General features: G+C 69.9%; 28 protein-coding genes and 1 pseudogene. 5 read left to right on the top strand and 24 right to left on the bottom strand.

The genetic code is table 11. The features are described 5' to 3' along the window. Nucleotides 1-105: 105 nt before the first annotated feature. Entirely contained in the window at nt 106-1,551 is a 1,446-nt protein-coding gene (locus QSK25_RS29925; RefSeq protein WP_285643355.1) for an aldehyde dehydrogenase family protein, read from the top strand. On the opposite strand, the gene QSK25_RS29920 is transcribed toward QSK25_RS29925, so the two are convergent. The 9 genes from QSK25_RS29920 to guaB form a co-directional block, all read right to left on the bottom strand. Then, nucleotides 1,542-2,798: an FAD-dependent monooxygenase gene (locus QSK25_RS29920; RefSeq protein ID WP_285643170.1), complete on the bottom strand. Its 1,257-nt coding sequence runs from the start codon at nt 2,796-2,798 to the stop codon at nt 1,542-1,544. The genes QSK25_RS29925 and QSK25_RS29920 overlap by 10 nt on opposite strands. Continuing rightward, a complete protein-coding gene (locus QSK25_RS29915) occupies nt 2,795-3,754 on the bottom strand; it encodes an MBL fold metallo-hydrolase (RefSeq protein WP_285643168.1) in 960 nt (319 codons plus the stop codon). Before QSK25_RS29915 ends, QSK25_RS29920 begins: the two co-directional genes overlap by 4 nt. 12 nt (nt 3,755-3,766) lie before the next feature. Next, nucleotides 3,767-5,443 carry an FAD-dependent oxidoreductase gene (locus QSK25_RS29910; RefSeq protein ID WP_285643166.1) on the bottom strand — a complete coding sequence of 559 codons (1,677 nt, stop codon included), beginning with the start codon at nt 5,441-5,443 and terminating at the stop codon, nt 3,767-3,769. A gap of 33 nt (nt 5,444-5,476) precedes the next feature. After that, a complete protein-coding gene (locus QSK25_RS29905) occupies nt 5,477-6,016 on the bottom strand; it encodes a type II toxin-antitoxin system RelE family toxin (RefSeq protein ID WP_285643163.1) in 540 nt (179 codons plus the stop codon). Beyond that, nucleotides 6,009-6,329 (bottom strand): type II toxin-antitoxin system Phd/YefM family antitoxin, encoded by a 321-nt coding sequence (locus tag QSK25_RS29900; protein WP_285643162.1) that lies wholly within the window; start codon nt 6,327-6,329, stop codon nt 6,009-6,011. The genes QSK25_RS29905 and QSK25_RS29900 overlap by 8 nt, the downstream gene beginning before the upstream one ends. A gap of 67 nt (nt 6,330-6,396) precedes the next feature. Continuing rightward, nucleotides 6,397-6,627 (bottom strand): hypothetical protein, encoded by a 231-nt coding sequence (locus QSK25_RS29895; protein ID WP_285643161.1) that lies wholly within the window; start codon nt 6,625-6,627, stop codon nt 6,397-6,399. A 39-nt stretch (nt 6,628-6,666) separates the two neighbouring features. Then, complete coding sequence (locus QSK25_RS29890; RefSeq protein WP_285643160.1) at nt 6,667-7,014, bottom strand: hypothetical protein; 348 nt, start codon at nt 7,012-7,014, stop codon at nt 6,667-6,669. 59 nt (nt 7,015-7,073) lie between these two features. After that, entirely contained in the window at nt 7,074-8,207 is a 1,134-nt protein-coding gene (locus QSK25_RS29885; RefSeq protein ID WP_089915117.1) for a GuaB3 family IMP dehydrogenase-related protein, read from the bottom strand. Between the two features lie 61 nt (nt 8,208-8,268). Continuing rightward, nucleotides 8,269-9,780, bottom strand: a complete 1,512-nt coding sequence (gene guaB, locus QSK25_RS29880) for an IMP dehydrogenase (RefSeq protein ID WP_285643157.1) — start codon at nt 9,778-9,780, stop codon at nt 8,269-8,271. A 127-nt stretch (nt 9,781-9,907) separates the two neighbouring features. Between guaB and QSK25_RS29875 the strand changes: the two genes are divergently transcribed. Next, nucleotides 9,908-10,291 (top strand): DUF5319 domain-containing protein, encoded by a 384-nt coding sequence (locus QSK25_RS29875; RefSeq protein WP_285643156.1) that lies wholly within the window; start codon nt 9,908-9,910, stop codon nt 10,289-10,291. A gap of 124 nt (nt 10,292-10,415) precedes the next feature. Here QSK25_RS29875 and QSK25_RS29870 read toward each other — a convergent pair whose 3' ends face one another. The 6 genes and pseudogenes from QSK25_RS29870 to QSK25_RS45475 form a co-directional block, all read right to left on the bottom strand. Next, nucleotides 10,416-11,318, bottom strand: a complete 903-nt coding sequence (locus tag QSK25_RS29870; protein WP_285643155.1) for an anti-sigma-D factor RsdA — start codon at nt 11,316-11,318, stop codon at nt 10,416-10,418. Continuing rightward, nucleotides 11,319-11,891, bottom strand: a complete 573-nt coding sequence (locus QSK25_RS29865) for a sigma-70 family RNA polymerase sigma factor (protein ID WP_285643354.1) — start codon at nt 11,889-11,891, stop codon at nt 11,319-11,321. Between the two features lie 308 nt (nt 11,892-12,199). Continuing rightward, nucleotides 12,200-12,796, bottom strand: a complete 597-nt coding sequence (locus tag QSK25_RS29860; RefSeq protein WP_030471988.1) for a response regulator transcription factor — start codon at nt 12,794-12,796, stop codon at nt 12,200-12,202. Between the two features lie 81 nt (nt 12,797-12,877). Then, entirely contained in the window at nt 12,878-13,771 is an 894-nt protein-coding gene (locus QSK25_RS29855; protein WP_285643353.1) for a hypothetical protein, read from the bottom strand. 150 nt (nt 13,772-13,921) lie between these two features. After that, nucleotides 13,922-14,521 (bottom strand): hypothetical protein, encoded by a 600-nt coding sequence (locus QSK25_RS45480; RefSeq protein WP_352236565.1) that lies wholly within the window; start codon nt 14,519-14,521, stop codon nt 13,922-13,924. Between the two features lie 153 nt (nt 14,522-14,674). Further along, nucleotides 14,675-14,860 (bottom strand): annotated as a pseudogene (locus tag QSK25_RS45475) (MerR family transcriptional regulator); the annotation flags it as partial. Nucleotides 14,861-15,040: 180 nt separating this feature from the next. Here QSK25_RS45475 and QSK25_RS29845 point away from each other — a divergent pair. Then, nucleotides 15,041-15,337: a WhiB family transcriptional regulator gene (locus tag QSK25_RS29845; protein WP_089915132.1), complete on the top strand. Its 297-nt coding sequence runs from the start codon at nt 15,041-15,043 to the stop codon at nt 15,335-15,337. A 157-nt stretch (nt 15,338-15,494) separates the two neighbouring features. On the opposite strand, the gene groL is transcribed toward QSK25_RS29845, so the two are convergent. Next, the gene (gene groL, locus QSK25_RS29840; protein WP_285643151.1) at nt 15,495-17,120 is read right to left on the bottom strand and encodes a chaperonin GroEL; all 1,626 of its coding nucleotides are present in this window, start codon (nt 17,118-17,120) and stop codon (nt 15,495-15,497) included. Nucleotides 17,121-17,220: 100 nt separating this feature from the next. Beyond that, a complete protein-coding gene (gene groES, locus QSK25_RS29835; RefSeq protein WP_030478362.1) occupies nt 17,221-17,514 on the bottom strand; it encodes a co-chaperone GroES in 294 nt (97 codons plus the stop codon). Between the two features lie 173 nt (nt 17,515-17,687). Between groES and QSK25_RS29830 the strand changes: the two genes are divergently transcribed. Continuing rightward, complete coding sequence (locus QSK25_RS29830) at nt 17,688-19,193, top strand: alkaline phosphatase D family protein (RefSeq protein WP_285643150.1); 1,506 nt, start codon at nt 17,688-17,690, stop codon at nt 19,191-19,193. Here the strand turns inward: QSK25_RS29830 and tsaD are convergent, their stop codons facing one another. From tsaD to tsaB, 3 genes are read right to left on the bottom strand one after another with little or no spacing between them, the layout of a single operon-like run. Then, a complete protein-coding gene (gene tsaD / locus QSK25_RS29825) occupies nt 19,194-20,249 on the bottom strand; it encodes a tRNA (adenosine(37)-N6)-threonylcarbamoyltransferase complex transferase subunit TsaD (RefSeq protein WP_285643149.1) in 1,056 nt (351 codons plus the stop codon). Beyond that, entirely contained in the window at nt 20,242-20,700 is a 459-nt protein-coding gene (gene rimI / locus QSK25_RS29820) for a ribosomal protein S18-alanine N-acetyltransferase (protein WP_285643148.1), read from the bottom strand. The genes tsaD and rimI overlap by 8 nt, the downstream gene beginning before the upstream one ends. Beyond that, nucleotides 20,697-21,377: a tRNA (adenosine(37)-N6)-threonylcarbamoyltransferase complex dimerization subunit type 1 TsaB gene (tsaB, locus tag QSK25_RS29815; RefSeq protein WP_285643147.1), complete on the bottom strand. Its 681-nt coding sequence runs from the start codon at nt 21,375-21,377 to the stop codon at nt 20,697-20,699. Before tsaB ends, rimI begins: the two co-directional genes overlap by 4 nt. A 74-nt stretch (nt 21,378-21,451) precedes the next feature. Here tsaB and QSK25_RS29810 point away from each other — a divergent pair, with 74 nt between their 5' ends. Continuing rightward, nucleotides 21,452-22,801: an acyl-CoA synthetase gene (locus tag QSK25_RS29810; RefSeq protein WP_285643146.1), complete on the top strand. Its 1,350-nt coding sequence runs from the start codon at nt 21,452-21,454 to the stop codon at nt 22,799-22,801. Nucleotides 22,802-22,858: 57 nt separating this feature from the next. Here the strand turns inward: QSK25_RS29810 and QSK25_RS29805 are convergent, their stop codons facing one another. The 4 genes from QSK25_RS29805 to alr form a co-directional block, all read right to left on the bottom strand. Further along, nucleotides 22,859-23,200, bottom strand: a complete 342-nt coding sequence (locus tag QSK25_RS29805; RefSeq protein WP_285643145.1) for a hypothetical protein — start codon at nt 23,198-23,200, stop codon at nt 22,859-22,861. 63 nt (nt 23,201-23,263) lie between these two features. After that, nucleotides 23,264-23,722: a tRNA (adenosine(37)-N6)-threonylcarbamoyltransferase complex ATPase subunit type 1 TsaE gene (gene tsaE / locus QSK25_RS29800; RefSeq protein ID WP_285643144.1), complete on the bottom strand. Its 459-nt coding sequence runs from the start codon at nt 23,720-23,722 to the stop codon at nt 23,264-23,266. Next, nucleotides 23,719-24,816, bottom strand: a complete 1,098-nt coding sequence (locus QSK25_RS29795; RefSeq protein WP_285643143.1) for an alpha/beta fold hydrolase — start codon at nt 24,814-24,816, stop codon at nt 23,719-23,721. Before QSK25_RS29795 ends, tsaE begins: the two co-directional genes overlap by 4 nt. Further along, entirely contained in the window at nt 24,813-25,898 is a 1,086-nt protein-coding gene (gene alr / locus QSK25_RS29790) for an alanine racemase (protein WP_285643142.1), read from the bottom strand. The genes QSK25_RS29795 and alr overlap by 4 nt, the downstream gene beginning before the upstream one ends. Between the last annotated feature and the right edge of the window lie 20 nt (nt 25,899-25,918).

Below are 25,918 nucleotides of genomic sequence, written 5' to 3'. Positions count from 1 at the left end.
ATTCGGGAGCACCCGGCGTTCACACTTCAGCGCGCTGAAAAGCACGATGACTACTACTTGGCACTTGTCAGGTGCATAGAGGTGAAAGGGCCTAACGTGAGCCATATGGACGCGTTCACGCCGCAACCCAGGCCGTGCTGGGTCGCCGGCCGCCCCGAGCAGGGCGAGCAGGCGTTAGAGGTTCTCCACCCGTTCGACGGCACCGAGGTCGCCTCGGTCGCCGTGCCGGGCAGAGATCAGGTGGAACGTGCGATCGCCGCGGCGGCGTCCGTGGCGAAGGAGTTCCGGCGCACGCCGGCGCACGTGCGGGCCGAGGCGTTGCTCCAGGTCTCGCGGACACTCGCCGAACGCGAGGAGGAGATCGCCGAGACGATCACCGCCGAGAACGGCAAGCCCCTCAAGTGGGCCGAGATCGAGGTGCGGCGGGCGGTCAACACGTTCCGGTTCGCCGCCGAGGAGGCGCGGCGGTTCAGCGGTGGGGTGCAGCGGCTCGACACCGACGCCGGTGGCGAGGGGCGGATGGCGATCGTCCGGCACGTGCCGCGCGGGCCGGTGCTGGCGGTGGCGCCGTTCAACTTCCCGCTGAACCTGGTGGCGCACAAGGTCGCGCCGGCGCTCGCGGTGGGTGCGCCGGTGATCGTGAAGCCCGCTTCGGCGACGCCGCTGTCCGCGTTGCTGCTGGGCGAGGTCCTGGCCGAGACCGGTCTGCCGGAGGGCGCGTTCTCGATCCTTCCCGTGCGCGGCAAGGACATGGAGGTGCTGGTCACCGACGAACGGCTGCCGGTCATCTCGTTCACCGGGTCGACGAAGGTCGGCTGGTCGCTGATGGAGGCCGCGCCGCGCAAGCACGTCGTGATGGAGCTGGGGTCGAACGCGGCGGCGGTCATCTGTCCTGATTGGACGGACCTGGAGCACGCGGCGCGGCGGATCGCGACGTTCGGCAACTACCAGGCCGGGCAGTCGTGCATCGCCGTGCAGCGGGTGATCGTCGACCGGTCCGTCGCGGACGAGTTCGTGCCGAAGCTCGTGGAGGCCGTGTCGGCGCTCAAGACCGGCGACCCGCACGACCCCGAGGTCGAGGTCGGGCCGTTGATCGACGAGGACAACGCGCGCCGCGTCGAGGAGTGGGTGCACATGGCGACCGACGTCGGTGCCCGCGTCCTGGTCGGCGGCAAGCGGACCGGGGCGACCGTCGAACCGACCGTGCTCGCGGACGTGCCGAGGACCGCCAAGGTGTGGACCGAGGAGATCTTCGGACCGGTGCTCGTGGTGTCCGTCGCGGACGGCGTGCAGGACGCGTTCGCGCAGGTCAACGACTCCAAGTACGGGTTGCAGGCCGGGGTGTTCACGCGGGACGTGCAGGTGGCGTTCGAGGCGGCGGCCGAGCTCGAGGTCGGTGGCGTGATCATCGGCGACGTGCCGTCGTACCGGGCCGACCAGATGCCGTACGGCGGGGTGAAGGGGTCGGGCACCGGACGTGAGGGCGTGCGGTCGGCGATGGAGGACTTCACCGAGGAACGGGTGACGGTCCTGACGGACGTTCAGCTGTAGCCCAGGGCTTTCCTGAGCACGCGGTCGTCGCCGGCGGGTCCGGCGACGTGACCGTCGGGCCGGATCAGGCGCCCGTCCGCGACCGTGAAACCCGGTCCGGCGGCGCGTGATCCGGCCACCAGTTCACCGCCGTTCGTGGTGAGCGGCGAGTCGGCGTAGGCGAACGGCGTGAAGAGCTTGCCGGAGTCGATGCCCTCGCCGGACTCCAGAGCCTCCTCCCGGTGCGCACGCTCTTCCGGCGTGCCCGGGACGAGGAAACGCATGGTGTCGCCGGTGATGCGGAGGTTCTCGTCGGCGGCGGCCCCGCGTTCGGCGTCGTAGGACGCCAGCAGCCCCGGACCGGCCTCTCCCCTGCGATCGGCGGCGATCTTCCAGGCTGCGTTGTCGGCGTCGCAGATGCCCGAGTTCAGGCCGCGCGCGCCGAACGGGCTCATCACGTGCGCGGCGTCTCCCGCCAGCAGCACCCTGCCGTCGCGGAACCTCGACGCCCGGCGCTGCTGGAAGCGGTAGGTGGACTGCCAGACGACCTCGTACGGCCGGTCGCCGACGATCGCGCGGACGTGGGCGTCGGTGAGCTGGACGTCCTCGGGCACCTGCCAGTCGATCCGCCACACGCCGCCGGGTTGCGGGTGCAGGAGCACCTGGCGGCCGGGGTTCCAGGGCGGGTCGAAGTAGAAGCGGCGTTCGGGGGAAGCGAAGTCCAGGTCGACGCGGACGTCGGCGATGATGAACCGGTCGTCGAACGAGAAGCCCTCGAACCCGATGTCCAGGAGTTGACGCACCCGCGAGTGCACGCCGTCGGCCGCGATGCAGTGCGTGGCGCGGATTCCGTCCGGCGTGGACACTCCGGTCTCGTCCTGGGTCAGGGTTTCGAGCGGGTGGCCGTAGCGGAGTTCGATCAACGGTTCGGCGCGGACCCGCTCCTCCAGCAGCCGTTCCACGACGGTCTGCGGGGTGTTCACGAACGGCGGGAAGCCCGGCGCCTCCGGGAACGTCAGCGTCACCACCTCGCGGTCGCGGTGGTAGGTGCGGCCGGTGTACCAGGTGATCCCGGCGTCGGCGACGGCCTGGCCGACGCCGATCCGCTCGAGCACCTCCAGGACGTCGCGCTGCACGCAGATCGACCGGCTGCCGGCCCGATCGCGCTGGTCAGCGGCTTCCAGCACGATGCTGGGCACCCCCGCCCGAGCGAGGAACAACGCGGCGGTGAGGCCGACCGGTCCGGCGCCGACGACCAGGACCGTCATTGCAGGGCGTCCCAGACGGCGCGGTCGCGTTCGGCGGTCCAGATCTCCGGCCAGTCCCTGCCGTCGCACTCGTCCCAGTAGCGCTTCACGTCGAACGGCAGGCAGTGCTCGAAGATCGGCCAGCGCCCGTAGCGGCCGACGAGGGCCTCGTGGGCCTGCCGGAAGGCCTCCTTGAGCGAGCCGCCCTCGGCGTGCACGCCCCCGACCGTGCGGCGCAGTTCGTTGAGGAAGTGCCTGCTCTGCGCGATGGCGGCCTCGACCTCCATGCGGTCGCGGGCGACCTTGCCGCGCCCGCCGACCAGGACCTCGGCCCCCAGGTCCTCGATCTCGTCCAAAGTGGACGTCGCCCACTCGTCGTGGAACGCGTCCCCGGTGTAGAGCGCGGCCTGCGACTCGACCAGGTCGCCCGCGAACAGGATGCGTTGCTGCGGCAGCCACGCCACGATGTCGCCCGCCGTGTGGCCGCGGCCGAGGAACTGGAGCACGAGGTCACCGCGTTCGTCGCCGAGCGGGATCGTCATGCGGTCGGAGAACGTGAGCGTCGGCCAGGTCAGGCCGGGGATCTCCTCCGGCTGTTCGAAGAGCCGCGGCATCCGGCCGAACTCGCTCTCCCAGTCCTGCTGCCCGCGTTCGGCGATCAGCACGCGCGTCATCTCGTGCGCGACGATCTCCTGCGCCTCGAACGCGCTGGCCCCGAGCGTGCGCACGGCGTGGTAGTGGCTCAGCACGAGGTACCGCACCGGCTTCTTGGTGTGTTTGCGCAGCTGAGCGAGCCACCTTCTGGCCGCCGCGGGTGTCGCGCGTGCCTCGAAGCAGATCAGGAAGTCCTCGGCCTCGATGGCCGCGACGTTGGGATCACCTTCGGCGGTCAGGGTGTAGACGCCGTCGGCGAGTTCGACGAAGACCTCGTCCTTGGGAGCGAGGTCCGCGCTGGAGGCGAAAGGCTTTTTGGCCATGCCTCCAACTTGTCAGGAGGCCTTCACGATCGGCAACCGCAATGCGGCTGGAGCTTGATCGGGCACCGCCGGGTTCTTCGGCTTCGTCGGGTTGATCCTCTTGTACGCCTGGCCCTGGGCGGGCCGCTGGTCCTGCTCGCCCTTGTTCGGCCACAGCGAGAACGCCCGTTCGGCCTGCGCGGTGATGGTGAGGCTCGGGTTCACGCCGAGGTTGGCACTGATCGCCGAACCATCCACAACGGACAGTCCGGGGTAGTTGAAGACCCGGTGGTACGGGTCGATGACGCCGTGCTCCTCGTCCGACGCGATCGCGCAGCCGCCGATGAAGTGCGCGGTCAGCGGGATGTTGAACAGCTCGCCCCAGGTGCCACCCGCCATGCCGTCGATGTGCTTGGCGGCCAGCAGGTTCGCCTCGTGCCCGGCCGGGATGAACGCCGGGTTCGGCTCGCCGTGCCCCTGCTTGCTGGTGAGCTTGCCGCGCTTGAGGAACGTGGTGATGGAGTTGTCGAGGCTCTGCATGACCAGCAGGATCACGGTCCGCTCGCTCCACCGGTGCACGCTGAGCAGACGCAGCAGGCGCAGCGGGTGCCGGACCGCCTGCTTGACGAACTGCACCCATCGCGGCGTGCTGAGCGCACCGTCCGTCGCCAGGGTCTGCAGCATGCCCATGGCGTTGCTGCCCTTGCCGTACCGCACCGGCTCGATGTGCGTGATCTCGTCGGGGTGGATGGAACTCGTGATCGCGACGCCCTGCGTGTAGTCGGTCTTCGGGTCGACCGTGTACCGCGCGGCCCCGATGATCGACTCGGAGTTGGTGCGGGTCAGCTCACCGAGCTTGCCGGAGATCTTGGGCAACGTACCGGCCCTGGCCTTGTGCAACAACTGCTGCGTGCCCCACGTGCCGGCGGCGATGACGACCTGGTCCGCGGTGAACTGCCTGGTCGCCTTGCCACCGGTCCTCTTCGTGTCGATGGTCCAGGTGCCGTCGCGCTCCTGCAGTCGCGTCACCGTGGTCAGCGGGAAGACCTGCGCGCCGAGCTTCTCGGCCAGGTACAGGTAGTTCTTGACCAGCGTGTTCTTGGCGCCCACCCGGCACCCCGACATGCAGCTGCCGCACTCGGTGCAGCCCGTCCGCTCCGGCCCGGCACCCCCGAAGTACGGGTCCGCCGCCTTCTTCCCCGGCTCGCCGAAGAACACGCCGACGGGCGTCGGGTGGTAGCTGTCCTCGACACCCATGTCCTTCGCGACCTTCTGCATGACGACGTCGCTCGGGGTCGTCGTGGGGTTCGTGACGACCCCCAGCATCCGGCTCGCCTGGTCGTAGAACGGCTCCAGCTCGTCCTGCCAGTCGGTGATGTGCGCCCACTGCCGGTCCTCGTAGAACGGCTTGAGCGGCCGGTACAGCGTGTTCGCGTAGACGAGGCTGCCCCCGCCCACGCCCGCGCCCGCCAGCACCATCACGTTGCGCAGGGTGTGGATGCGCTGGATGCCGAAGCACCTGAGCTGGGGCGCCCACAGGTACTTGCGGAGGTCCCAGCTGGTCTTGGCGAACTCGTCGTCGGCGAACCGGCGCCCCGCCTCCAGCACGGCGACGCGGTAGCCCTTCTCGGTCAGGCGGAGCGCGGCCACGCTGCCACCGAACCCGGAGCCGACGATGACGACATCGAAGTTACCGACGAGTTCACCCATGAACCGGAGAGTAGGCGTTACTTCGGGTAACGCCTAGTCCCCTATCGGTTCAGAACGGGGAGGGGCGGTCATGAACGCGGTCCAGAGGTCGACGGCCTGCTCCAGGCTGAGCGCGGCCACCTGCTCTCGCGGCACACCTGCGGTGTGCACGAGGCGCTCCGCCAACCAGTCCGGAACCGGCTCGCGTGGCGGAGCCTGCTCCACGGTCACGTCGCCGGCGAGGCGACCCAACCGTCCGATCACGTCAGCCAGCTTGGCCAGCGTGGAATCCGCGACCGCCATCGAAGCGATCCTGGCCGAGGCCTCGGCGTAGACCTCCGCGTCCGAACGCGCGCCCGCGCACCAGATCTCGCACACCTCGACCACGCCGTCATCGGTGATCCGATAGACGATTCGCCAGTGGTTGCGCCCGACCACCAACTTGCGGAAGCCAGTCAGTTCACCACCGAGCGGGTGTCCGGCCTCCGGGCTGTCGAACAGGATCTGGATCTTCTTGAGGACCTTGGGCACGACGTCCGGCCCCAGTCGACGCAGGTCATCAATGGCAGCGTCGATGAACAGAACTTCAGCCATCGAGCGAGTCGTCGTCCTCCACCGCGGCCAGCGACTCGCGGGTATGACCGAACGCTGTCAGCACGTCGTCGAAGGAGGTGCGCCTACCGGTGTCGGCAGCCGACCGTGCGAGCACGAGCGCCAGATCACGCAGATCCGCCGCTGCTTCGTCGATCTCCGCCAGCCGGCTCACCGGGACGACTGCCGCCACCGGACGGCTGTGTCGCGTGACAACCACCGGATCGCCGTTCTCGGCGTCGGCGACCAGACCGGCGACACCACGCTTGGTCGCCTCGGTCACGGTCAGCTCGCGAGCGTCGTGAACAGCGGTCATGCGCCGAACTATACAGAAAACTACACAACAGTAGCGAGGGGTGCGTCCGGGGACGCACCCCGCCGGCTCAGAGAACCAGACCTTCGATGACCCACACCATGAACGCCACGGCCAGCGCCGTGATGACCAGCCCGCCGCAGACGAACAGGGTCAGCAGCTTCCAGCCGATGCCCCCGACGCGCTCCTCGGTCTCCTCGACCGAGTCGTCCTCGTCCTCGAACTCTTGGACCTCGGCGTCCGGGTCGATCGTGTCCACATCACTGTTCTTGCCGTCGCCGAACAAGGCATCCAATTCCACGCTCAAGTGGACGCACGGGGTAGCCGTTCGGTTGCAGGATCAGGTTTGGGCCCATGCGGCGATCGGCAGGCTGAGGTAAACGCCCACGTCAGCGAGGCCCGTGGCGTCGGAAATGGCCGAACACAGGTCGTCGACGCGGTCCTGGCGGTTCTTCGCGCGGCTCTCGAAGTACTTCGAGCGGACCTCGACAACGATGTCCATGCCCGTCGAGTCGAACGGGCCGCGCGGGCGGAAGCGCAGGTCCACGTCGCCCGGCTGGAGGTCGCCGTCGTAGGGCTCCTCCGGGCACTCGACGGCCAGGGAGACCGCGTGCGGGAGCATCGCCGCCAGGTCCTTCAGCACTGCGTGGGGGACGTGGGGTGCGTAGTTGATCTCGACGAGCGGCACGGACGCCAGCAAAGCAGAAGGGCGCGTCCCGGCCGGAACGCGCCCTTCTGCAGCAGAACTCAGCCCCGGATGGTCAGGCCGACCTTCTGGAACTCCTTGAGGTCCGAGTAGCCGGTCTTGGCCATCGCGCGCTTGAGGGCGCCGAACAGGTTCGTCACGCCGCGCGGGTCGGCGGACGGGCCGAACAGCAGCTTGCGCAGGTCCAGTTCCTGGTCGACGGCCTCGGCGACGAGGCTGCGCGGAACGGACGGGTGCGCGGAGGCCGCGGTCCAGTACAGGCCCTGGCCCGGTGCCTCGGTGGCGGCGGCGAGGGGTTCGCCGAGCATCACGGCGTCGGCGCCGCACGCGATCGACTTGGCCACGTCGCCCGAGGTGGTGACACCGCCGTCGGCGATGACGTGCACGTAGCGGCCGCCGGTCTCGTCGAGGTAGTCGCGGCGGGCCGCCGCGGCGTCGGCGATCGCGGTGGCCATCGGCACGCCGATGCCGAGGACCTGGTCGGTGGTGGTGACGCCGGGCGTGTAGCCGTAGCCGACGATCACGCCCGCCGCGCCGGTGCGCATGAGGTGCATGGCGGTGCGGTAGTCACCGACGCCGCCCGCGATCACCGGGATGTCGAGGTCCGCGATGAACGACTTCAGGTTCAGCGGCTCGCCACCGCGCGTGACGTGCTCGGCCGAGATGATCGTGCCCTGCACGACCAGGATCTCGACGCCCGCGGCCAGCAGGTCCGGGGTGAGCTCGGCGGCGCGCTGCGGGCTCACGCGGACCGCGACCGTGACGCCCGACTCGCGGACCTGCTTGACCGCCTCGGCGATCAGGTCCATCCGCAGCGGGGCGGCGTGCAGCTCCTGCAGCACCTTCACCGCGGCGGCCGGGTCCTCGTTGTCCTCGGTCGCCTGGACCAGGCGGAACAACGCCTCGTCCACGTCGCCGTGCCGCGCCCAGAGGCCCTCGGCGTTCAGCACACCGAGGCCGCCGAGCTCGCCGACCGCGACCGCCGTGCCCGGCGACACGATGGCATCGGTCGGGTGGGTGATCAGCGGGATGTCGAAGCGGTAGGCATCGATCTGCCACGTCGTGGAGACGTCCTTCGACGACCTCGTCCGACGCGACGGGATGATCTCGATGTCGTCCAGCTCGTAGGCCCGCCTCGCGGTCCGGCCCATGCCGATCTCGACCAGATCGCGCACCTGTGGTTCCTCTCCAGAGCTTTAGAGCGAGCTTGCCAGCAGCCAGAACAGCCGAGTGACTCTAACGGGTGGTGTAGTTCGGGGCCTCGACGGTCATCGTGATGTCGTGCGGGTGGGACTCCTTGAGGCCCGCCGCCGTGATCCGCACGAGCTGCGCGTCCTGCAGGTCGGCGATCGTGTGGGAACCCGTGTAGCCCATCGCCGCGCGCAGACCACCGTTGAGCTGGTGCACGACCTGCGACAGCGGACCGCGGAACGGCGTGCGCCCCTCGATGCCCTCCGGCACGAGCTTGTCCTCGTTGAGGACGTCGTCCTGGAAGTAGCGGTCCTTCGAGAACGACTTGTTCTCGCCACGCGACTGCATGGCCGCCAGGGACCCCATGCCGCGGTAGGTCTTGAACTGCTTGCCGTTGACCAGGATCAGGTCGCCGGGCGCCTCCTGGGTGCCCGCGAGCAGCGACCCGAGCATCACGGCGGACGCGCCGGCCGCGATGGCCTTCGCGATGTCGCCGGAGTACTGGATGCCGCCGTCACCGATCACCGGCACACCGGCCGGGCGGCAGGCGAGCGACGCCTCGTAGATCGCGGAGATCTGCGGCACGCCGACACCCGCGACGACGCGCGTGGTGCAGATCGAGCCGGGGCCGACGCCGACCTTCACGCCGTCCGCGCCCGCGTCGATCAACGCCTGGGCGCCCGTGCGCGTCGCGACGTTGCCGCCGACGACGTCGGTCGAGTCGCCGAGCTCCTTCTTGATGCGGGCCACCATCTCCAGCACGCCGCGCGAGTGACCGTGCGCCGTGTCGACCATCAGCACGTCGACACCGGCCTCGGCGAGCGTCATCGCGCGCACGAACGAGTCCTCGCCCACACCGACGGCGGCGGCGCACAGCAGGCGGCCGTCCGGGTCCTTGGTGGCGTTCGGGTACTGCTCGGTCTTGACGAAGTCCTTGACCGTGATCAGGCCCTTGAGCTTGCCGTCACCGTCGACGATCGGGAGCTTCTCGACCTTGTGGCGGCGCAGCAGGCCGAGCGCGGCCTCCGCGGACACGCCCACCTGGGCCGTGACGAGCGGGCCCTTGGTCATGACCTCGACGACGCGCTTGGAGTGGTCGAGCTCGAAGCGCATGTCGCGGTTCGTGATGATGCCCACGAGCTTGTTGTTCTCGTCCGTGACCGGGACGCCGGAGATGCGGTAGCGGGCGCACAGCGCGTCCACCTCGGCCAGCGTGGCCTCGGGCGAGCAGGTGACCGGGTCGGTGACCATGCCGGCCTCGGACCGCTTGACGGTCTCGGCCTGGCGGGCCTGGTCCTCGATGCTCAGGTTGCGGTGCAGCACGCCGATGCCGCCCTGCCGGGCCATCGAGATCGCCATCCGGCCCTCGGTCACCGTGTCCATCGCGGCGCTGGCCAGCGGAATCTTGAGGGTGATGTTGCGCGAGATCCTGGTGCTCGTGTCGACGCCGCTGGGGACGACGTCGGACTCGGCCGGCAGCAGGAGCACGTCGTCGAAGGTCAGCCCCAGCATCGCGAACTTGGCCGGGACTCCGTCAGCGTTGAGCTCGCTGGTCATAGCGGGTGACATGCCTTCCGTCGTGCGGTCTGCTCCCCCTCCTGCGAGCGTGGTTTCCGCAGGCGGAGGCGGTGCGACCCATGGTATCTGGACGACCGAGGGGGTACGGCGGGTACCGTGCGGGGTCGTGCCGCACGACGCGTTGCCACCAGACCCCTTCGAGGGCGACCCGGAAGATCCCGCACTCTCCCTGGGCGAGCCCCACCACGACCACCCCCCGATGGACGACGACGAACGGACGGAGCTGGTCAGCGACCTGAGCGACCTCGCCGTCTACCAGGCGTTGCTCGAACATCGCGGCGTCAGAGGCATCGTCGTCGACTGCGGCGAGTGCCAGGAACCGCACTACCACGACTGGGCGTTGTTACGAGCCTCACTGGAGCAGCTGCTCGCCGACGGCCGGATGCGGCCGCACGAGCCGGCGTTCGACCCGGACCCCGGCTCGTACGTCAGCTGGGAGTACTGCCGCGGCTACGCGGACGGCGTGACGGCGACGGAGTCCGCCCGCTGAGCCCGCCCTGCCGTTGAGAGAGATCTCACGAGCCACTCCGGTCACATTCCACCTGACGTGTGAACACCCGAGCATGTGAACGGCCCCTGACCTGGGACAGGTCAGGGGCCGTTCACACTGCGTCTCAGTTGGAGCCGGTGACCGACTGGCTGGTGGCCTCACCGTTCGTGCCGGTGCCGATGCCGGTCGAACCCGGGTTCTCGTTGGGGTCCGGCGGCGGAGGCGGCGGCGGGTTCTCCTCGCCACCGACCGAGGTCGGCGGCGGAGGCGTCTCCGACGACGGCGGCGTGGACGGCGTCGTGGTCGAAGGCTGCGTCGACGGCGTGGTCGTGGACGTCGCCGGCTGCGAGGACTCGCTCGGCTGCGTCACCGAGGGCGTCGTCGTGGTGGGCGGCGCCGTCGAGGTGTTCGTGTCGAGCTCCTTCTCGAGCTCCTTGTGCTTCTCCTCGAGCTGCGCCTTGCCGTCGGCGGTCGAGACGGAGCCGAGGCTCGCCTGCACCTTGTCCAGCTTCTCGCGGGCCTCGTTGACCTTGCCCTCGCGCAGGGCGAGGCGGGCCGCGTCGAGGTCGCCGTTGATGATGGCCGCCGCTTCGATCGACTTCGCGTGCTCGGAGTAGAGCACGCGGGTCAGGCCCCAGAGCGTGTCGCCGGGTTGCGCGTCGCGGGCCACGAGGCTCACGCCGGTGAAGGCGATGGCCAGGACCGCCGCGGCGCTCGCCAGCGGGATCAGGAAGCGGTGCCTGCTGACCGGCTGCGGACGGGCAGCCTGGATCGTCGCGATGGCGGTGTCGGTGTCGACCAGTTCGCCGAAGGGCTCGGTCTCCACCTCGTTGCGCCATGCGAGCAGCAACGCGTTGAGCTCGTCGTCGACGAGCGAGCCGGCCGCACCCGGTGTCGCGGACCCCAGTGCGTCCAGCAGCTTGTCATCGGCCTGTACCGCCGAAAGATCGTCGGCGACGGGTTCGTGCGGGGCTCTATCGTCCTGTCCGCGCACTTCCTCGTCGTCCTTCCCGTGTTCGTCGGCCACTCAGACCACCTCCTCCGCTGCCAGCGACTTGCGCAGCCGAGCCAGCGCACGGTGTTGCGCCACCCGGACCGCACCCGGAGTCGAACCGACCGCCTCGGCAGTTTCCTCGGCGGAGAGTCCGACCACCACCCTCAACAGCAGGATCTCCCGCTGCTTCTCCGGCAGGACGCGCAGCAGAACGGCCATCCGCTCGGAGAGTTCGCCCTGCATCGCCCGTTGCTCCGGACCAGCTTCGGTTTCCGGTGCGTCGGGGACTTCGGGAACCGGCTCAGAGCGGTTCCTGGCTGCGGACCGATGTGCGTCGGCGACCTTGTGCGCCGCGATCCCGTAGACGAACGCGAGGAAGGGCCGACCCTGGTCGCGGTAGCTGGGCAATGCCGTGAGCACCGCGAGACACACCTCCTGGGCCACATCGTCCGCCGAAGCGAAGCTCCGCTCCTGCCTGCCAACTCTGGCGCGGCAGTACCGCACCACAAGAGGACGAATGGATGCCAACAGGCGTTCGATCGCGGCACGGTCGCCGTCGACGGCCGCGCCCACTTCGGCGTCCAGTCCGTCCCCCAAGTTGGTCATCGCAGACAACAGCCCTGGTGTTACTTGTTGGCGTACCGACAGAGAACAGCACGAGTCACTCACAGCGACCCGTTGCAGCAGCCTCACCGTACCGGTCTTCAGGCCCCTTGTTCATCAGGGGGCTATGGACACCCCTAGTGACCAGCAGACACGCCGAACGGCTGACAGCCCGGCGACATTGTCACCGGGCTGGGCTAACTTCGCGACCCGAAGGATCACCAGTTGAACGAGTGGTCCGTCTCACGCCACCGGCCCCGCTTCCCCACATGCGGCATATGGAGACGCGGGGCCGGTGCGGCAAGAGCGACCTACTGGACGAGGCCTCGCCGGAAGCCGTGCGCGACCGCCTGAGCGCGGTCACGAACACCGAGCTTGCGGAAGAGACGACGAGCGTGCGTCTTCACCGTGTCCTCCGACAGGTAGAGCTCGCGGCCGATCTGGCCGTTGCTCTTGCCCTGGCTCATGCCTCGCAGCACCTGGAGCTCACGCTCCGTGAGCTGCACGCCGGGGTCGGAGGGCTGGCGCGGTGCCGGCACCGAAGTGCTGGCGAGCGTGTGCGCGAGGGCTGCCACAAGCTCGGGACGCGACGCGTCCCACCTCAGGTAGCCACGGGCACCGCCGGCGATCGCCGCGGCGATGCTCCCGGCGTCGTCGGGTGCGCCGAAGACGATGACGTTTGCCTGCGGGTTCGCGGAGACGAGCCGACGGGTTGCTTCCACCCCGGTCGGGACAGCGCGCTGGGTTCCCACCAGCACGACGTCGACCGGCTGCCTTGAAAAGCGAGCCAACAACTCGTCACCGTGCGCTACGCAGTCGATGCGGCTAACCCCGGGGACAGCCGACATCACGCGGGTGAGACCCTCCCGCACACTGCGCCGGTCGTCGCAAATAAGGACCGTGGTCACGGGGACTCCTTTCCTGCAGCCGAGTGACGTTCCATCTCCCCTATCGGACGCTGGCGGCCCAACCTTGACACGATCCGGTGCTTAATCCGTCAAGAAGTTCGTCTGAGGGTCTGCGTTCGGGGGTTCCCCGGAACGGAGCAGCCCACTCGGCACCCACGGGGAATCAAGGGCGACCTGTCGGCTGACGGCATCAGCTCTGCGTAACACGCAGCTCAGAGCCTCAGTCGCCCGGTCGATGGCGACTGCGCCCACCGTGGGGGCATGGCCCGCCAGGACGAGAGCGCTCGGCCAGATCAACGGTTTCAAACGTTCTGAGGCGCTGTGATTTAGCTCACACTCGACTAGTTCAAGCCCGCGGTTCAGGCCGTCGGGTGTCCCCCACACGACCAACGAGGTGCCCAGGACGAGTGCCGACTTGAGCTCGTGCCGCAGCGCCTTTCGCCCGGTCGACGTCGCGTGGGCCCGCTCGGCAGGCGCGACGGCGTGCTCCGCGCGGCCCGACGCGAGCTCGATCTCCGCGGTCACCCACCCCTGGCGGACCTCACCGCGCCACGACCGCGTCTCCACTCGCGCGAGCAACCTGCGGGCCTCGCCCAGGCGTTGGGCACCGAGCGAATCGGCGGCGAGTCCGAGCAGCGCGTCGGTCCTGGCGCCCTCGGCGTCGATCCCGTCCTCGTCCGGCGGGCCGGTGCGCGGGGCCTTGGCGAGGGCGGCGCCGTCGAGGGGGCGGGCGAGCCGGTGGGCGCCTACCTGACGGAGGTGGGACGCGCGAGTCGAGAACGCCAGCGACGCGATCACCGGGTCGGGGTCGTGACGGAGCGCGTCCAACGCGGTGGCGGCCGCGGCGTAGTGGCCCTGCCCACCCAGCACCACCGCGGCGAGCCAGCGGACGCGGGAACTGGGGGCGCCGAGGGCCCGCCAGACGTCGAGACCGGGTGAGTCACCGAAGGCGGCGCGGCGCAGGTCCTCTTCCATCACGGGAGGAGTGTGCCCGCCTGCCCGCGGACGGAGGGCGAGGTGGCCGGGCAACAGGCAGCCGAGCAACAGGCAGCCGAGCAACAGGCGGCCGGGCAACAGGCGGCCGGGCAGCGGGTGGCCGACCGGCCTGAGGAAGGCGGTGTTCGGTCAGGTGACGGCTGCCTCGACGGCGTCCACGGCGGCGGCGAGGTCCTCCACCCGTTCGGCCGGAGCGGTCACCACCCCGCGCCGCCAGCCGGGCCCGCCCACGAACACCCGCACCTGCTGCCGCGTCCTGGGCAGCGCGGCGATCACCCCGGCGTCGGCGTACCGGGGCAACTGCGCCCACAGCACCACCGCCGCCGGCGCGGTCCGGCGCACCGCCGAGGCCAGCGCGTCCACCGGCAGCGCCGCCCCCAGCTGCCGCACCACCACTCCTCTGTGGGCGAGCTCCGCGGCCAACGGATAGAGAGGAAGGTTGTGCCTCTCCTCCGGCATGCACGCGAGCAACACGGGCCGATGGTTGCGCCCGTTCGTCACGAGCGGTGTGGCACGCACGAACGCAGCGAGCACGCACTCGTTCAACAGGTGCTTGACCTCCACGCCCGCCCCGGAGAGCTGCCAGCGCGCGGCGACGGCCGTCAGCACGGGCCGGACGACCTCGTTCCAGGTGGCGATCACGCCCTCGGACGCGAGCGAGTCGGCCAGCATCTCCTGGACGGAGATCGAGTCCATCGCGACGGCGGCGCGGCCCAGTCCACGCGCCAATCGAGACGCTCCGGGCATTTTGAGACCACGTCCACCCGATGGGGCGACGGGAACCTCTCCGTGGGTCATCGACGATTTCGAGTCGAGCGCGAAACGGGCCGCCTCCGCGGAGGACGCGCCACGAAGAAGAGCGCGTTGCATCAATTCGAGTCTGGCCACATCGGGCGGGCCGTATTTCCGGTGCCGCCCAACGGTGTGGCCCGTCGGACCGAGTCCGTAGCGGCGGTCCCAGGTGCGCAGGGTGGCGGGAGCCACGCCGAGTCGCCTGGCCACCGCGGCCACTGAGAGAAGGGGCTCAGTCGTGTGACTCCCGGCAGACCTGTGCTCCGGCGGTGTCATCACGAGAGCCATGTTCCGTTCACCTCATCCGGGCGGCAACTCCGGGCGGTGAGTGATCGAACACGCGTGCCGTCACCCATCAGTTGATAAGGGTCTTCAGCCTCTTGAACAAGTTTTGACGCGGTTCTACGGTGGATCATCGTTAAGCCGAATGGAGCAGTCGTCACGGAGGCGGTCTCGATGGCGGACACCCGAAGGCTCCCCGGTCCCAACGCAGATCTGTGGGACTGGCAGATGCGCGGTTCGTGCCGGGGCATGGACAGTGCGTTCTTCTTCCACCCCGACGGCGAACGGGGTCCGGCGAGAGCACGGCGGGAAGCTCGCGCCAAGGCTGTCTGCCTCGCCTGCCCGGTGCTGGAGATGTGCCGCAAACACGCGCTGGCGGTGCAGGAACCCTACGGAATCTGGGGCGGGCTCTCGGAATCGGAGCGCGACCACATCATCAAGGCACGAAAGCGACAATTGGCAATAGTCTGAACAACAAAACCGGCTCGGCACCAAACGAATGGTGCCGAGCCGGTTTTATTTGAGCTCGAACTTCAGCGCGCCAGCGAGTTCGCTGCGCCCATTCCGTCAAGCGAGCACGCCGGCTTCCCGGCGAACTCGCCGTCCCGCCGGAGGCGGGACGGACAACTCAGTGGCCGTGACCGTGGCCGTGGCCCGCGGCAGCGGACGACAGCGGCTCCTCGGCCTTCTTCTCCACGACGGCGCTCTCGGTCGTGAGGACCATGCGCGCGATCGAGGCGGCGTTGGCGACGGCGGAACGCGTCACCTTGACCGGGTCGATGATGCCCTGCTCCAGCAGGTCGCCGAACTCGAGCTTGGCGGCGTTGATGCCGAAGCCCCACTCGCCCTCGCGGACCTTGTTCACCACGACGGCGCCTTCGAGGCCCGCGTTGGTGGCGATCCAGAACAGCGGCGCGGACAGGGCCTTCGCGACGAGCGCGACACCCGTGGCCTCGTCACCGGACAGGCCGAGGCCGCCGTCGAGCACCTTGGAGCCGTGCACGAGAGCGGAGCCACCGCCGGGGACGATGCCCTCCTCGACCGCGGCCTTGGTAGCGGCGACCGCGTCCTCGATGCGGTGCTTGCGCTCCTTGAGCTCGGTCTCGGTGGCGGCGCCGACCTTGATCACGGCGATGCCGCCGGAGAGCTTCGCGAGGCGCTCCTGCAGCTTCTCGCGGTCCCAGTCGGAGTCCGTGGCCTCGATCTCGCGGCGGAGCTGCTCCGCGCGGCCGGCGATGTCGGCCTTGGTGCCGCCACCGTCGACGATCGTGGTGTCGTCCTTGGTCACGACGACGCGGCGGGCGGAGCCCAGCTGGTCGAGCGTGGTCTCGGACAGCTTGAGGCCGATCTCCGTGGAGATCACCTCGCCGCCGGTGACGACCGCGAGGTCGTCCAGGAACGCCTTGCGGCGGTCGCCGAAGAACGGCGCCTTCACGGCGACGACCTTCAGGGTCTTGCGGACGGCGTTGACCACCAGCGTGGACAGGGCCTCGCCCTCGACGTCCTCGGCGATGATCAGCAGCGGCTTGCCGGACTCCGCGACCTTCTCGAGGATCGGGAGGACGTCGGCCAGGGCCGAGATCTTCTCGCGGTGCAGCAGGATGCGGACGTCTTCGTAGACGGCCTCCTGCGCCTCGAGGTCGGTCGAGAAGTGCGTCGACACGTAGCCCTTGTCGAACTGCACGCCCTCGGTGATCGCGAGCTCGGTCGCGAGCGTGGACGACTCCTCGACGGTGATGACACCGTCCTCGCCGACGCGCTCGATGGCCTCGCCGAGCAGGGCGCCGATGGACTCGTCACGCGACGAGACGGTGCCGACCTGCGCGATGTTCTCGCGGCCCTTGACCGGGGTGGCCTTGCCCTTGAGCGCGTCCACGACGGCGTCGGCGGCGGCCTGGATGCCACGGCCGAGCGCGGTCGGGTTGGCGCCCGCGGCGATGTTGCGCAGGCCTTCCTTGACCAGGGCCTGCGCCAGCACGGTGGCGGTGGTGGTGCCGTCGCCCGCGACGTCGTTGGTCTTGGTGGCGACCGACTTGGCGAGCTGAGCGCCGAGGTTCTCGAACGGGTCGTCCAGCTCGATCTCGCGCGCGATCGTCACACCGTCGTTGGTGACCGTCGGGCCACCGAACTTCTTGTCGAGAACGACGTGGCGCCCACGCGGGCCAAGGGTGACCTTGACCGTGTCGGCGAGCTTGTTCACGCCGCGCTCGAGCGCCCGACGAGCGTCCTCGTCGAAGCTGATCTGCTTTGCCATTACCAATCCTCAATTGAGCCGCGGGTGAGCCGCGGGAAAGCGAAACGCCCCGGAGTCCCCGGATGGGGCGCCGGGGCGTCAGGCATGACAGCCGCTGCGTCTAGTTGACGACGGCCAGCACGTCGCGCGCGGAGAGGATGAGGTACTCCTCGCCGTTGTACTTGACCTCGGTGCCGCCGTACTTCGAGTAGATGACGACGTCGCCGACAGCCACGTCCAGCGGGACGCGGTTGCCCTTGTCGTCGATGCGGCCGGGACCCACCGCGAGGACCTTGCCCTCCTGGGGCTTCTCCTTCGCGGTGTCCGGGATCACGAGGCCGGAGGCAGTGGTCGTCTCGGCCTCCGAGGCCTGGACAACGATCTTGTCCTCAAGCGGCTTGATGTTCACGCTCACCGGGATGACCTCCACGGGTCTTTGGCAGGTTCGTGTTCAACGGCTCCTGCCACCCCGCCGTCGCGGGGGTCGGGGCGGTGCTGGTGCCGTGCAGTTGGCACTCTACCCACGAGAGTGCCAAGCCTTCAACGAGACCCCCGAACCGATCACCCTCTGGGAGCCGTATTCAGGGCATGTCCCCGTTGACTCGCCGAACGCTGCTGCTCGCAGGCGTGGCCGGACTCACAGCGTTCTCGGTCACCGCGTCGGCGCGTCCCGGCGACCCGTTCACGCTCGGTGTGGCCTCGGGAGACCCGACACCCGACGGGGTGGTCCTGTGGACGCGGCTGGCCCTCGACCCGCTCGCCGACGACGGTCTGGGCGGCCTGCCGGCCCGTCCGTTCGAGGTCGAGTGGCAGGTCGCCGACGACGAACGATTCACCCGGATCGTGCAACGCGGCTCCACCACGGCTCGACCGGAGGAGGCGCACAGCGTCCACGTCGAACTGGTCGGCCTGGCACCCGGCCGCGAGTACTACTACCGGTTCAAGGCCCTCAACCACCTCTCTCGTACGGGCCGCACGCGCACAGCGCCCCCTCCGAACGTGCTGCAGGTACCGCTGACGATGGCCTTCGCATCGTGCGCGCAGTACGAGCACGGCTACTTCACGGCCTACCAGCGCATGGCCGAGGACGAGCCGGACCTGGTCCTGCACCTCGGCGACTACACCTACGAGTACGAGGCCGGCATCCACGTGGCCCCGAGCGGCAACGTCCGGCACGTCGAGGGCCCGACCACCACGACGCTCGCGGGCTACCGCCGCCGTCAGGCCCAGTACAAGACCGACCCCGACCTGCAGGCGGCGCACGCCGTGGCGCCCTGGTCGGTGATCTGGGACGACCACGAGATCGACAACAACTGGGCGGGCCTGCTGCCGGACAAGCCGCAGCCGAACTTCCCGGCGCGCAGGGCCGCCGCCATCCAGGCCTACTACGAGAACATGCCTTTGCGCAGGTCATCAAGGCTGTACCGGCGGATCCGGTGGGGTGGGCTCGCGACGTTCCACATGCTCGACACCCGCCAGTACCGCACCGACCAGGCCTGCGGGGACGGCCTCCAGCTCTGCCCGGAACGCCTCGAGCCGGACCGCACGATGCTCGGCGCGGCGCAGGAGGACTGGCTGTTCACCGGCTTGCGGGACGCGCAGGCGCGCTGGGACGTGCTCGGCCAGCAGGTGTTCTTCTCGCAGTACGACTACATCCCCGGCGAGGTCGACAAGTTCCTGCTGGACGCGTGGGACGGCTACGTCGCCGACCGCGACCGGGTGGTGGCCGGGTTCGCGGACGTGCGGAACCCGATCGTGCTGACCGGGGACGTGCACGCGGCGTGGGGCGCGGACGTCAAGGAGCGCTGGGACGACCCGTCGTCCCGGACGTTGGCGACCGAGTTGGTCACCACGTCGATCACGGCCGGTGGGGACGGGTCGGAGGAGTACGCCGAGACACCGCTGTGGCTGCGCGAGAACCCGCACGTGAAGTACTTCAACAACCGGCGCGGTTACACACTCACCCGCTTCACGCCCGATGAGCTGCGCACGGACTTCCGAGGCCTCGACTACGTGACGAGGCCCGGCTCTCCGATCTCCACGAAGGCGACGTTCGTGGTCGAGGATGGAAAACCGGGCCTCAACAAGCTGTGATCAGAAGATCTGGACCGTGTTGACCGGTAGGCCCGGGTTGGTCGAGATGTCCATCGAGGACGGCTTGGCGCCCGCCGCGACCAGGTGCGCCCCGAGTGCCGCGATCATCGCGCCGTTGTCGGTGCAGAAGCGGGGCCTCGGCACGCGCAGTTCGATGCCCGCCTCGGCACAGCGCTCGGCGGCGAGCCCGCTCAGCCGTGAGTTCGCCGCGACCCCGCCGGAGATGACCAGCGTGCCGACGTCCAGGTCCTTCGCTGCGCGGATCGCCTTGGCGGTCAGCACGTCCGCGACGGCCTCCTGGAACGACGCGGCGACGTCGGCCAGCGGGACCTCCTCGCCGGCGCGTTCGGCGCGTTCGACCCAGCGGGCGACCGAGGTCTTCAGGCCGGAGAACGAGAAGTCGTACTTCGCGTCGCGCGGGCCGGTGAGACCGCGCGGGAACGCGATCGCGCAGCCGTTGCCCTGCTTGGCGAGCTTGTCGATGGGCGGGCCGCCGGGGTACGGCAGGTCGAGCAGCCGCGCGACCTTGTCGTAGGCCTCGCCCGCCGCGTCGTCCACGGTGGAGCCGATCTCGGTGATCGAGTTGGCGAGACCGCCCTCGATCAGCAGCAGCTGCGAGTGGCCGCCGGACACCAGCAGCGCGAGGCAGCGGTCCGGCAACGCGCCGTGCTGCAACGTGTCCGCGGCGACGTGGCCCGCGAGGTGGTTCACGCCGTAGAGCGGCTTGCCGAGCGCGGCCGCGTACGCCTTCGCGGCGGACACGCCGACCAGCAACGCGCCGGCGAGGCCGGGGCCCGCGGTGACGGCGATGGAGTGGATCTGGGAGAGCTCGACCTCGGCGGTGTCGAGCGCGCGGCGCATGGTCGGGACCAGCGCTTCGAGGTGGGCGCGCGAGGCGACCTCGGGCACGACGCCACCGAAGCGGGCGTGCTCCTCGACGCTGGAGGCGACCTCGTCGGCGAGCAGTTCGAGCGAGCCGTCGTCGCCCAGGCGGACGATGCCGAAGCCCGTCTCGTCGCACGAGCTCTCGATGCCCAGGATCAGGCGATCAGACATTTTGGGCAGGCCTTCCCATCGTGTACGCGTCGGCACCCGACGGCTGGTAGTAGCGGCGGCGCAGGCCGAGGTGCTCGAAGCCGTGCGCCAGGTACATCGCGATCGCGGGCTCGTTGTCCGTGCGGACCTCGAGGAACACCGGGACGCCGAGTTCGTCGACCCGCGCGAGCAGGTCCTGCAGGAGCTTCCTGCCGACGCCCTTGCCCTGCCAGTACGTCACGACCGCGATCGTGTGAACGCTGGCCTCGTACGGGCTGGCGGCGAGCCCGGCGTACCCGATCAGCTCACCGTCGGCGTGCGCGCCGACGTAGTAGTTGCCGTTGTCGAGCTCGCTGTGGAACGACTTCTCGCTCCACGGGTCGTCACCGGGGAACAACGCCAGCTCGATCTCGTGGCACCTGGGCACGTCGGCGTGCCGCAGGGGCGCGAGCGTGACGGTGCCGGTGGTCATGCCCTGGTCACCCGCTTGCGCCCGGTGGGCTCGACGGCGTCAGGACGGCGCAGGTAGAGCGGGGTGAGCGCGGCGGGACGGGCCTGCGCGAGCACCTCGGCGGCCGCGGCGGCGACGAGGCCCTCGGGGCTCGGGTGCTTCGCGTCGAGGGTTTCGAGGCCCAGGACCTCGGCGTAGATCTCGGCCCCCTCGCCGGTCGCCTGGTGCACGCCCAGCGCGGGCAGCTTCTCGGCGAGGTCCTGCGGGCGTTCGACGTGCGGCCCGTCCGTGCGGCGGCCGGCGGCGTCGTAGGCGGCCCAGTAGACCTCCTTGCGCCGCGCGTCGGTCGCGACCAGCAGCGGGTGGCCGCTGGCGGCGTCCTTGGCGAGCGCGTCGGTGGTCGCGACCGGGTAGACCGGGCGGTTGAGGGCCTGGCCGAGCGCGGCGGCGGTGGCGAGGCCGACCCGCAGGCCGGTGAACGGACCGGGGCCCGCGCCGACGACGATCGCGTCGAGGTCGGCGTAGGTCTTGCCGGCTTCCGCCAGGGCGTCGCTGATGTGCGGGGTGAGCAGCTCGCCGTGCGCCTTGGCGTTGAGCGTCACCCGCTTCGCGAGCAGGCGCGGCGGGGAGTCTGGCGCGAGTTCGACCACACCGGCGGTGACTGCGGGGGTGGCCGTGTCGACGGCGAGCACTAGCACGATTGTCCAGGGTAGTACGTGTCCGAACCCACACTTCCGATGCGTCCTCCAGGACCTCGTACGACCCTGGGGAGATGTTCGCTGAACCGAGTGACCGCGAGGCTCTGCGCTTCGGAGACCGGTCTCTGACGTACGCCGAGCTCCACCACGCCGCGGGGACCCTGGCGGAACGGCTGCGCGACCACACGAGGGTCGCGGTGTGGGCGACCTCGACGCTGGAGACCTGCGTGGCGGTCGTCGCCGGGGTGCTGGCAGGGGTGGCGATCGTGCCGCTCAACCCCAAGCTCGGCGAACGCGAACTGGAGCACATCCTCGGCGACAGCCGGCCTGATCTGGTGCTGCGCGACGAACCGATCGTGTTCGGCGAGCCTGGAACGTTCGCGGAACCAGGTCCCGAGACGCCCGCCCTGGTCATCTACACCTCGGGCACGACCGGGCCACCCAAAGGTGTCGTGCTGCCCCGCCGCGCACTGACGTCCAACATCGACGCGCTCTCCAAGGCCTGGCAGTGGACCGCCGACGACGTGCTGGTGCACGGCCTGCCGTTGTTCCACGTGCACGGCCTGGGCATCGGGATCCTCGGACCGCTGCGGCTCGGCGGCTCGGTCCGGCACGTGAAGTTCTCGCCCGAAGCGATCGGCCACGAACTGCAGAACGGCGCCACGATGATGTTCGGCGTCCCGACGATGTACCACCGCATCGCCGAGGCCGTGGAGAACGACCATGCCCTCGCCGAGCAGTTCGGGAAGGCCCGCCTGCTGGTGTCCGGGAGCGCGGCGCTGCCCGCGAGCGACCACGCGCGGATCGCCGGGGCCACCGGGCAGGGCATCGTCGAGCGGTACGGCATGAGCGAGACGCTGATGAACGTCAGCGTGCGGTTCGACGGCGACCGCAGGCCCGGCGCGGTCGGCCTGCCGGTGGACGGCGTCGACGTGCGGGTCGTGGACGAGCAGGGCCACGAGGTCGAGCAGGGGGCGATCGGCGAGATCGAGGTGCGCGGGCCGAACCTGTTCCTGGAGTACCTCAACCGTCCTGACGCGACCGGGGCGGCGTTCCGGGACGGCTGGTTCCGGACGGGCGACATGGCGGTGCGCGATCCCGACGGGTACGTCCGCATCGTCGGGCGGAGGGCCACGGACCTGATCAAGAGCGGTGGCTACAAGATCGGTGCGGGCGAGATCGAGAACGTGCTGCTCGAGCATCCGTCGGTGGCCGAGGTGGCGGTGACGGGCGAGCCGGACGACGACCTGGGCGAGCGGATCGTGGCCTGGGTGGTTCCAGCGGGCGAAGCGCCGGAACCATCGGCACTGAGCGACCACGTCGCGAAACTGCTCTCGCCGCACAAGAGGCCGCGAGTCGTGCGTTTCCTGAAGGCGTTGCCGCGCAACGAGATGGGCAAGGTCCTCAAGAAGGAGTTGTCCTGAGAGGACTGTCAGCGGATGGCCGACGGGCTCGTTCGGCCATCCGCTGACGTCCGTCGGTCAGCCAGCCGAGTTGCCGTTGCAGGCGACGTAGGACGGCGAGTGGTCGACCGTGAAGATCTCGAGCGGGCCGTTCCACTGCCACGGCGCGACGCAGGCGTTGTTCAGCACGCTGATGCCGTGGCCGCCGGCGGCGTGGTTGTCGTTGCACGCGGCGTAGCCGGGCGCGTGACCCTCGTGCAGCAGCGAGAACGGGCCGTTCCACTGCCACGGCGCGGCGCAGAGGTTGTCGGCAACGCTGATGCCGCCGTGGCGGTCGTGCTCGCCGGCGGAAGCGGGAGCAGCGGCCGCGAGCAGCGCGCCACCGATGACTGCGGTTGCGAAGAGCGTCTTCTTGATCATGCGACTCTCATCGGCCCGTCACGCTCTGTCCTTAATGGACGTCACCCCATGCGGCAGAGAAGGTCACACAGGCAGGGGACGATCGACCCACTCGCCCTGCGGGATCAGCTGAGCTGTGCGAACGTCGTCGGTTCCGCGTTCGAGACGGATCAGCAGATGATCATCGTTCAGGCGCTCCGCGACGCCCTCGCCCCACTCCACGGCGACGACGGCGTCGACCAGGTCGGTGTCCAGGTCGAGGTCGTCGAGCTCGTCCAGGTGACCCCCGAGCCGGTACGCGTCGACGTGCACGAGCCGCACGCTCCGCCCCTCGGCCGGTTCGTGCACGCGCGCGACGACGAACGTCGGCGACGACACCCTGCCCTGCACGCCCATGCCCCGCGCGAGCCCGCGCACGAACGCCGTCTTGCCGGCGCCCAACGGCCCGGCGAGCAGCAGCAGGTCGCCCGCACGCACGAGTTCACCCAGCTTGCGGCCGAACTCCTCGGTGTCCTCCACCAACGGCAGTTCGACGGTCTTCACGCTCGGCGCCACCACTTCTTCCGACTCTCTCCGCGATCGGTCGCGCACCGTTCGACGAGCGCGACCAGGTGGTCGTTGACGAGATCAGCCTGCTCCATCATCACCATGTGCCCGGCACCGGGGGCCCGGACGAGGGTGGCGTGCGGCATCTCCTCGGCCATCCGCTCGGCGTGCGAGAACGGCGTGAGCCTGTCCGCGTCGCCGCTCAGGATCAGCACCTCGCAGTGCCGCAACCCGGCCAGCGCCTTGTAGCGGTCGTGCGTGCCGAGGGTCTCCAGGAACTCGGTGAGCACCTTCACCGTGGTCCCGTTGATCATCTGCTCCATCAGGTCCACAAGGGACGGAGCCACCCTGCGGTCGCCGAACGCCCCCATGCGGATACCGCTCCACGTGAGGCTCTTGGCGCTCTTGCGCACCCACTCGACCAGCCCCGGCTGCACACCCGCGAGCCGTCCCACGCCGAGCGTCACCGGGTTGTACCGCGACAGCACGGACTTGGGCAGCCCCGCGCCACCGACGGCACCGGCGGCCGTGCCGATCAGCGCGACGCCGCGCACCCGTTCCTCGAACAGCTCGGGGTGCTTCTCGGCCAGCGCCATGATCGTCATGCCGCCCATGGAGTGCCCGACGAGCACCAGCGGCCCGTCCGGCACCACGCTGCGGATCACCGAGTCGAGGTCCAGCGCGAGCTGCTCGATCGTGCTGTTCTCCGGCGTCGAGCGCCCGGACCGCCCGTGGCTGCGCTGGTCGTACAGCACCTGGTGCACGCGCGGGTCGATCAGCTCGGCGAGGTCGCGCCGCTGGAAGTGCCAGCACCGCCGGTCCAGCGCGAACCCGTGCACCAGCACGACCGTGATGTCCGGCTCGCCCCCGTCGTTCGGGTCGACCTCCTCGACGGAGATCGGCACCCCGTCCTCCGCGGCGACCGTCGACTCGCGATCGGGCCTGAGCTGCCCCAGCGGCTCGTCGGCGAGGCTGTCCGACGCGGTCTTGCGCTCGTGCGAGACCTTCGCGGTCTGCGCCACGGCGGCACCGGCCACGACGGCACCGACGGCGCCGCCGACCCACCCGACGACCTTCCACACCGGCTTCACGTGTAGATCCTCCGCACTCGCGGCCGGTACATCCCGCAGACGATCTCGTAGTCGATCGTCCCGGTCAGCTCCGCCCACTCCGTCGCCGTCGGCTCTCCCCGGCTCCCGTCGCCGAACAGGACGACCTCGGCACCCTCCGGCACCTCGTCGTCCTCGCAGTTCACGACGATCTGGTCCATGCAGACACGCCCGACCACCGGCCGGCGCTTCCCGTGCAGCAGCACCTCCATCCGTCCGGAGAGCGCGCGCGGGACACCGTCCGCATAGCCCGCCGGCACCAGCGCCAGCGTCGTGTCCTGCTGCGCGGTCCATGTCATCCCGTAGGAGACCGACTCGCCGGCGGGGATGCGTTTCGTGAGCGCCACGTGCGACCGGTAGCTCATCACGGGCCTGAGGTCGTGCTTGGTCGGCACCGGGTTCAGCCCGTACATCGCGATGCCGGGCCGGACCAGGTCGAAGTGCAGGTCGGGCCTCGTCAGCAGGGCCGCCGAGTTGGCGATGTGCCTCTTCGGGTCGAGCCCCGCGGCCCTCGCGACCTCGTACGCGTCGTCGAACCGCTTGGCCTGCAGGTCGATCGACGGGTCGCCGATCTCGTCGGCGGAGGCGAGGTGCGACCAGATGGCCACCACCTCGTGCTTCTTCGCCCGCTCGACCAACTCGGGCCAGTCCTGCGGCTGGCACCCGTTGCGGCTGAGGCCGGTGTCGATCTTCAGGTGCAATCGCGGCCGGGCGTCGGCCTCCGCCGCGGCCGCCTCGACCCGGCGCAGGTCGGCCAGCGAGGCCACGGACATGTCGACGTCCGCCGCGAGCCCGGCGGCCAGGTCCTCGTCGGGCGCGTCGAGCCAGGCGAGGATCGGCGCCCGGATGCCCGCGGCGCGGAGGGCGAGGGCTTCCTGCGTGCTGCACGAACCGAGCCAGGTGGCACCGGCTTCCAGTGCCGCGCGGGCGACCTGGACCGCGCCGTGGCCGTACCCGTCCGCCTTGACGACGGCCATCGTGTCCGAGGACGGCGCGAGACCGGCGAGCAGGGCGACGTTGTGCCGCAGCGCGCCTAGGTCGACGACAACTTCTGAACGAGCCATAACCTGTTCATCGTGCCATG

Source organism: Lentzea sp. NBRC 102530 (genome assembly GCF_030269365.1).
Taxonomy (GTDB): domain Bacteria; phylum Actinomycetota; class Actinomycetes; order Mycobacteriales; family Pseudonocardiaceae; genus Lentzea.
The sequence above is the reverse complement of the archived record's forward strand: the minus strand, read 5'-3'. Positions and strand labels throughout refer to the sequence as shown.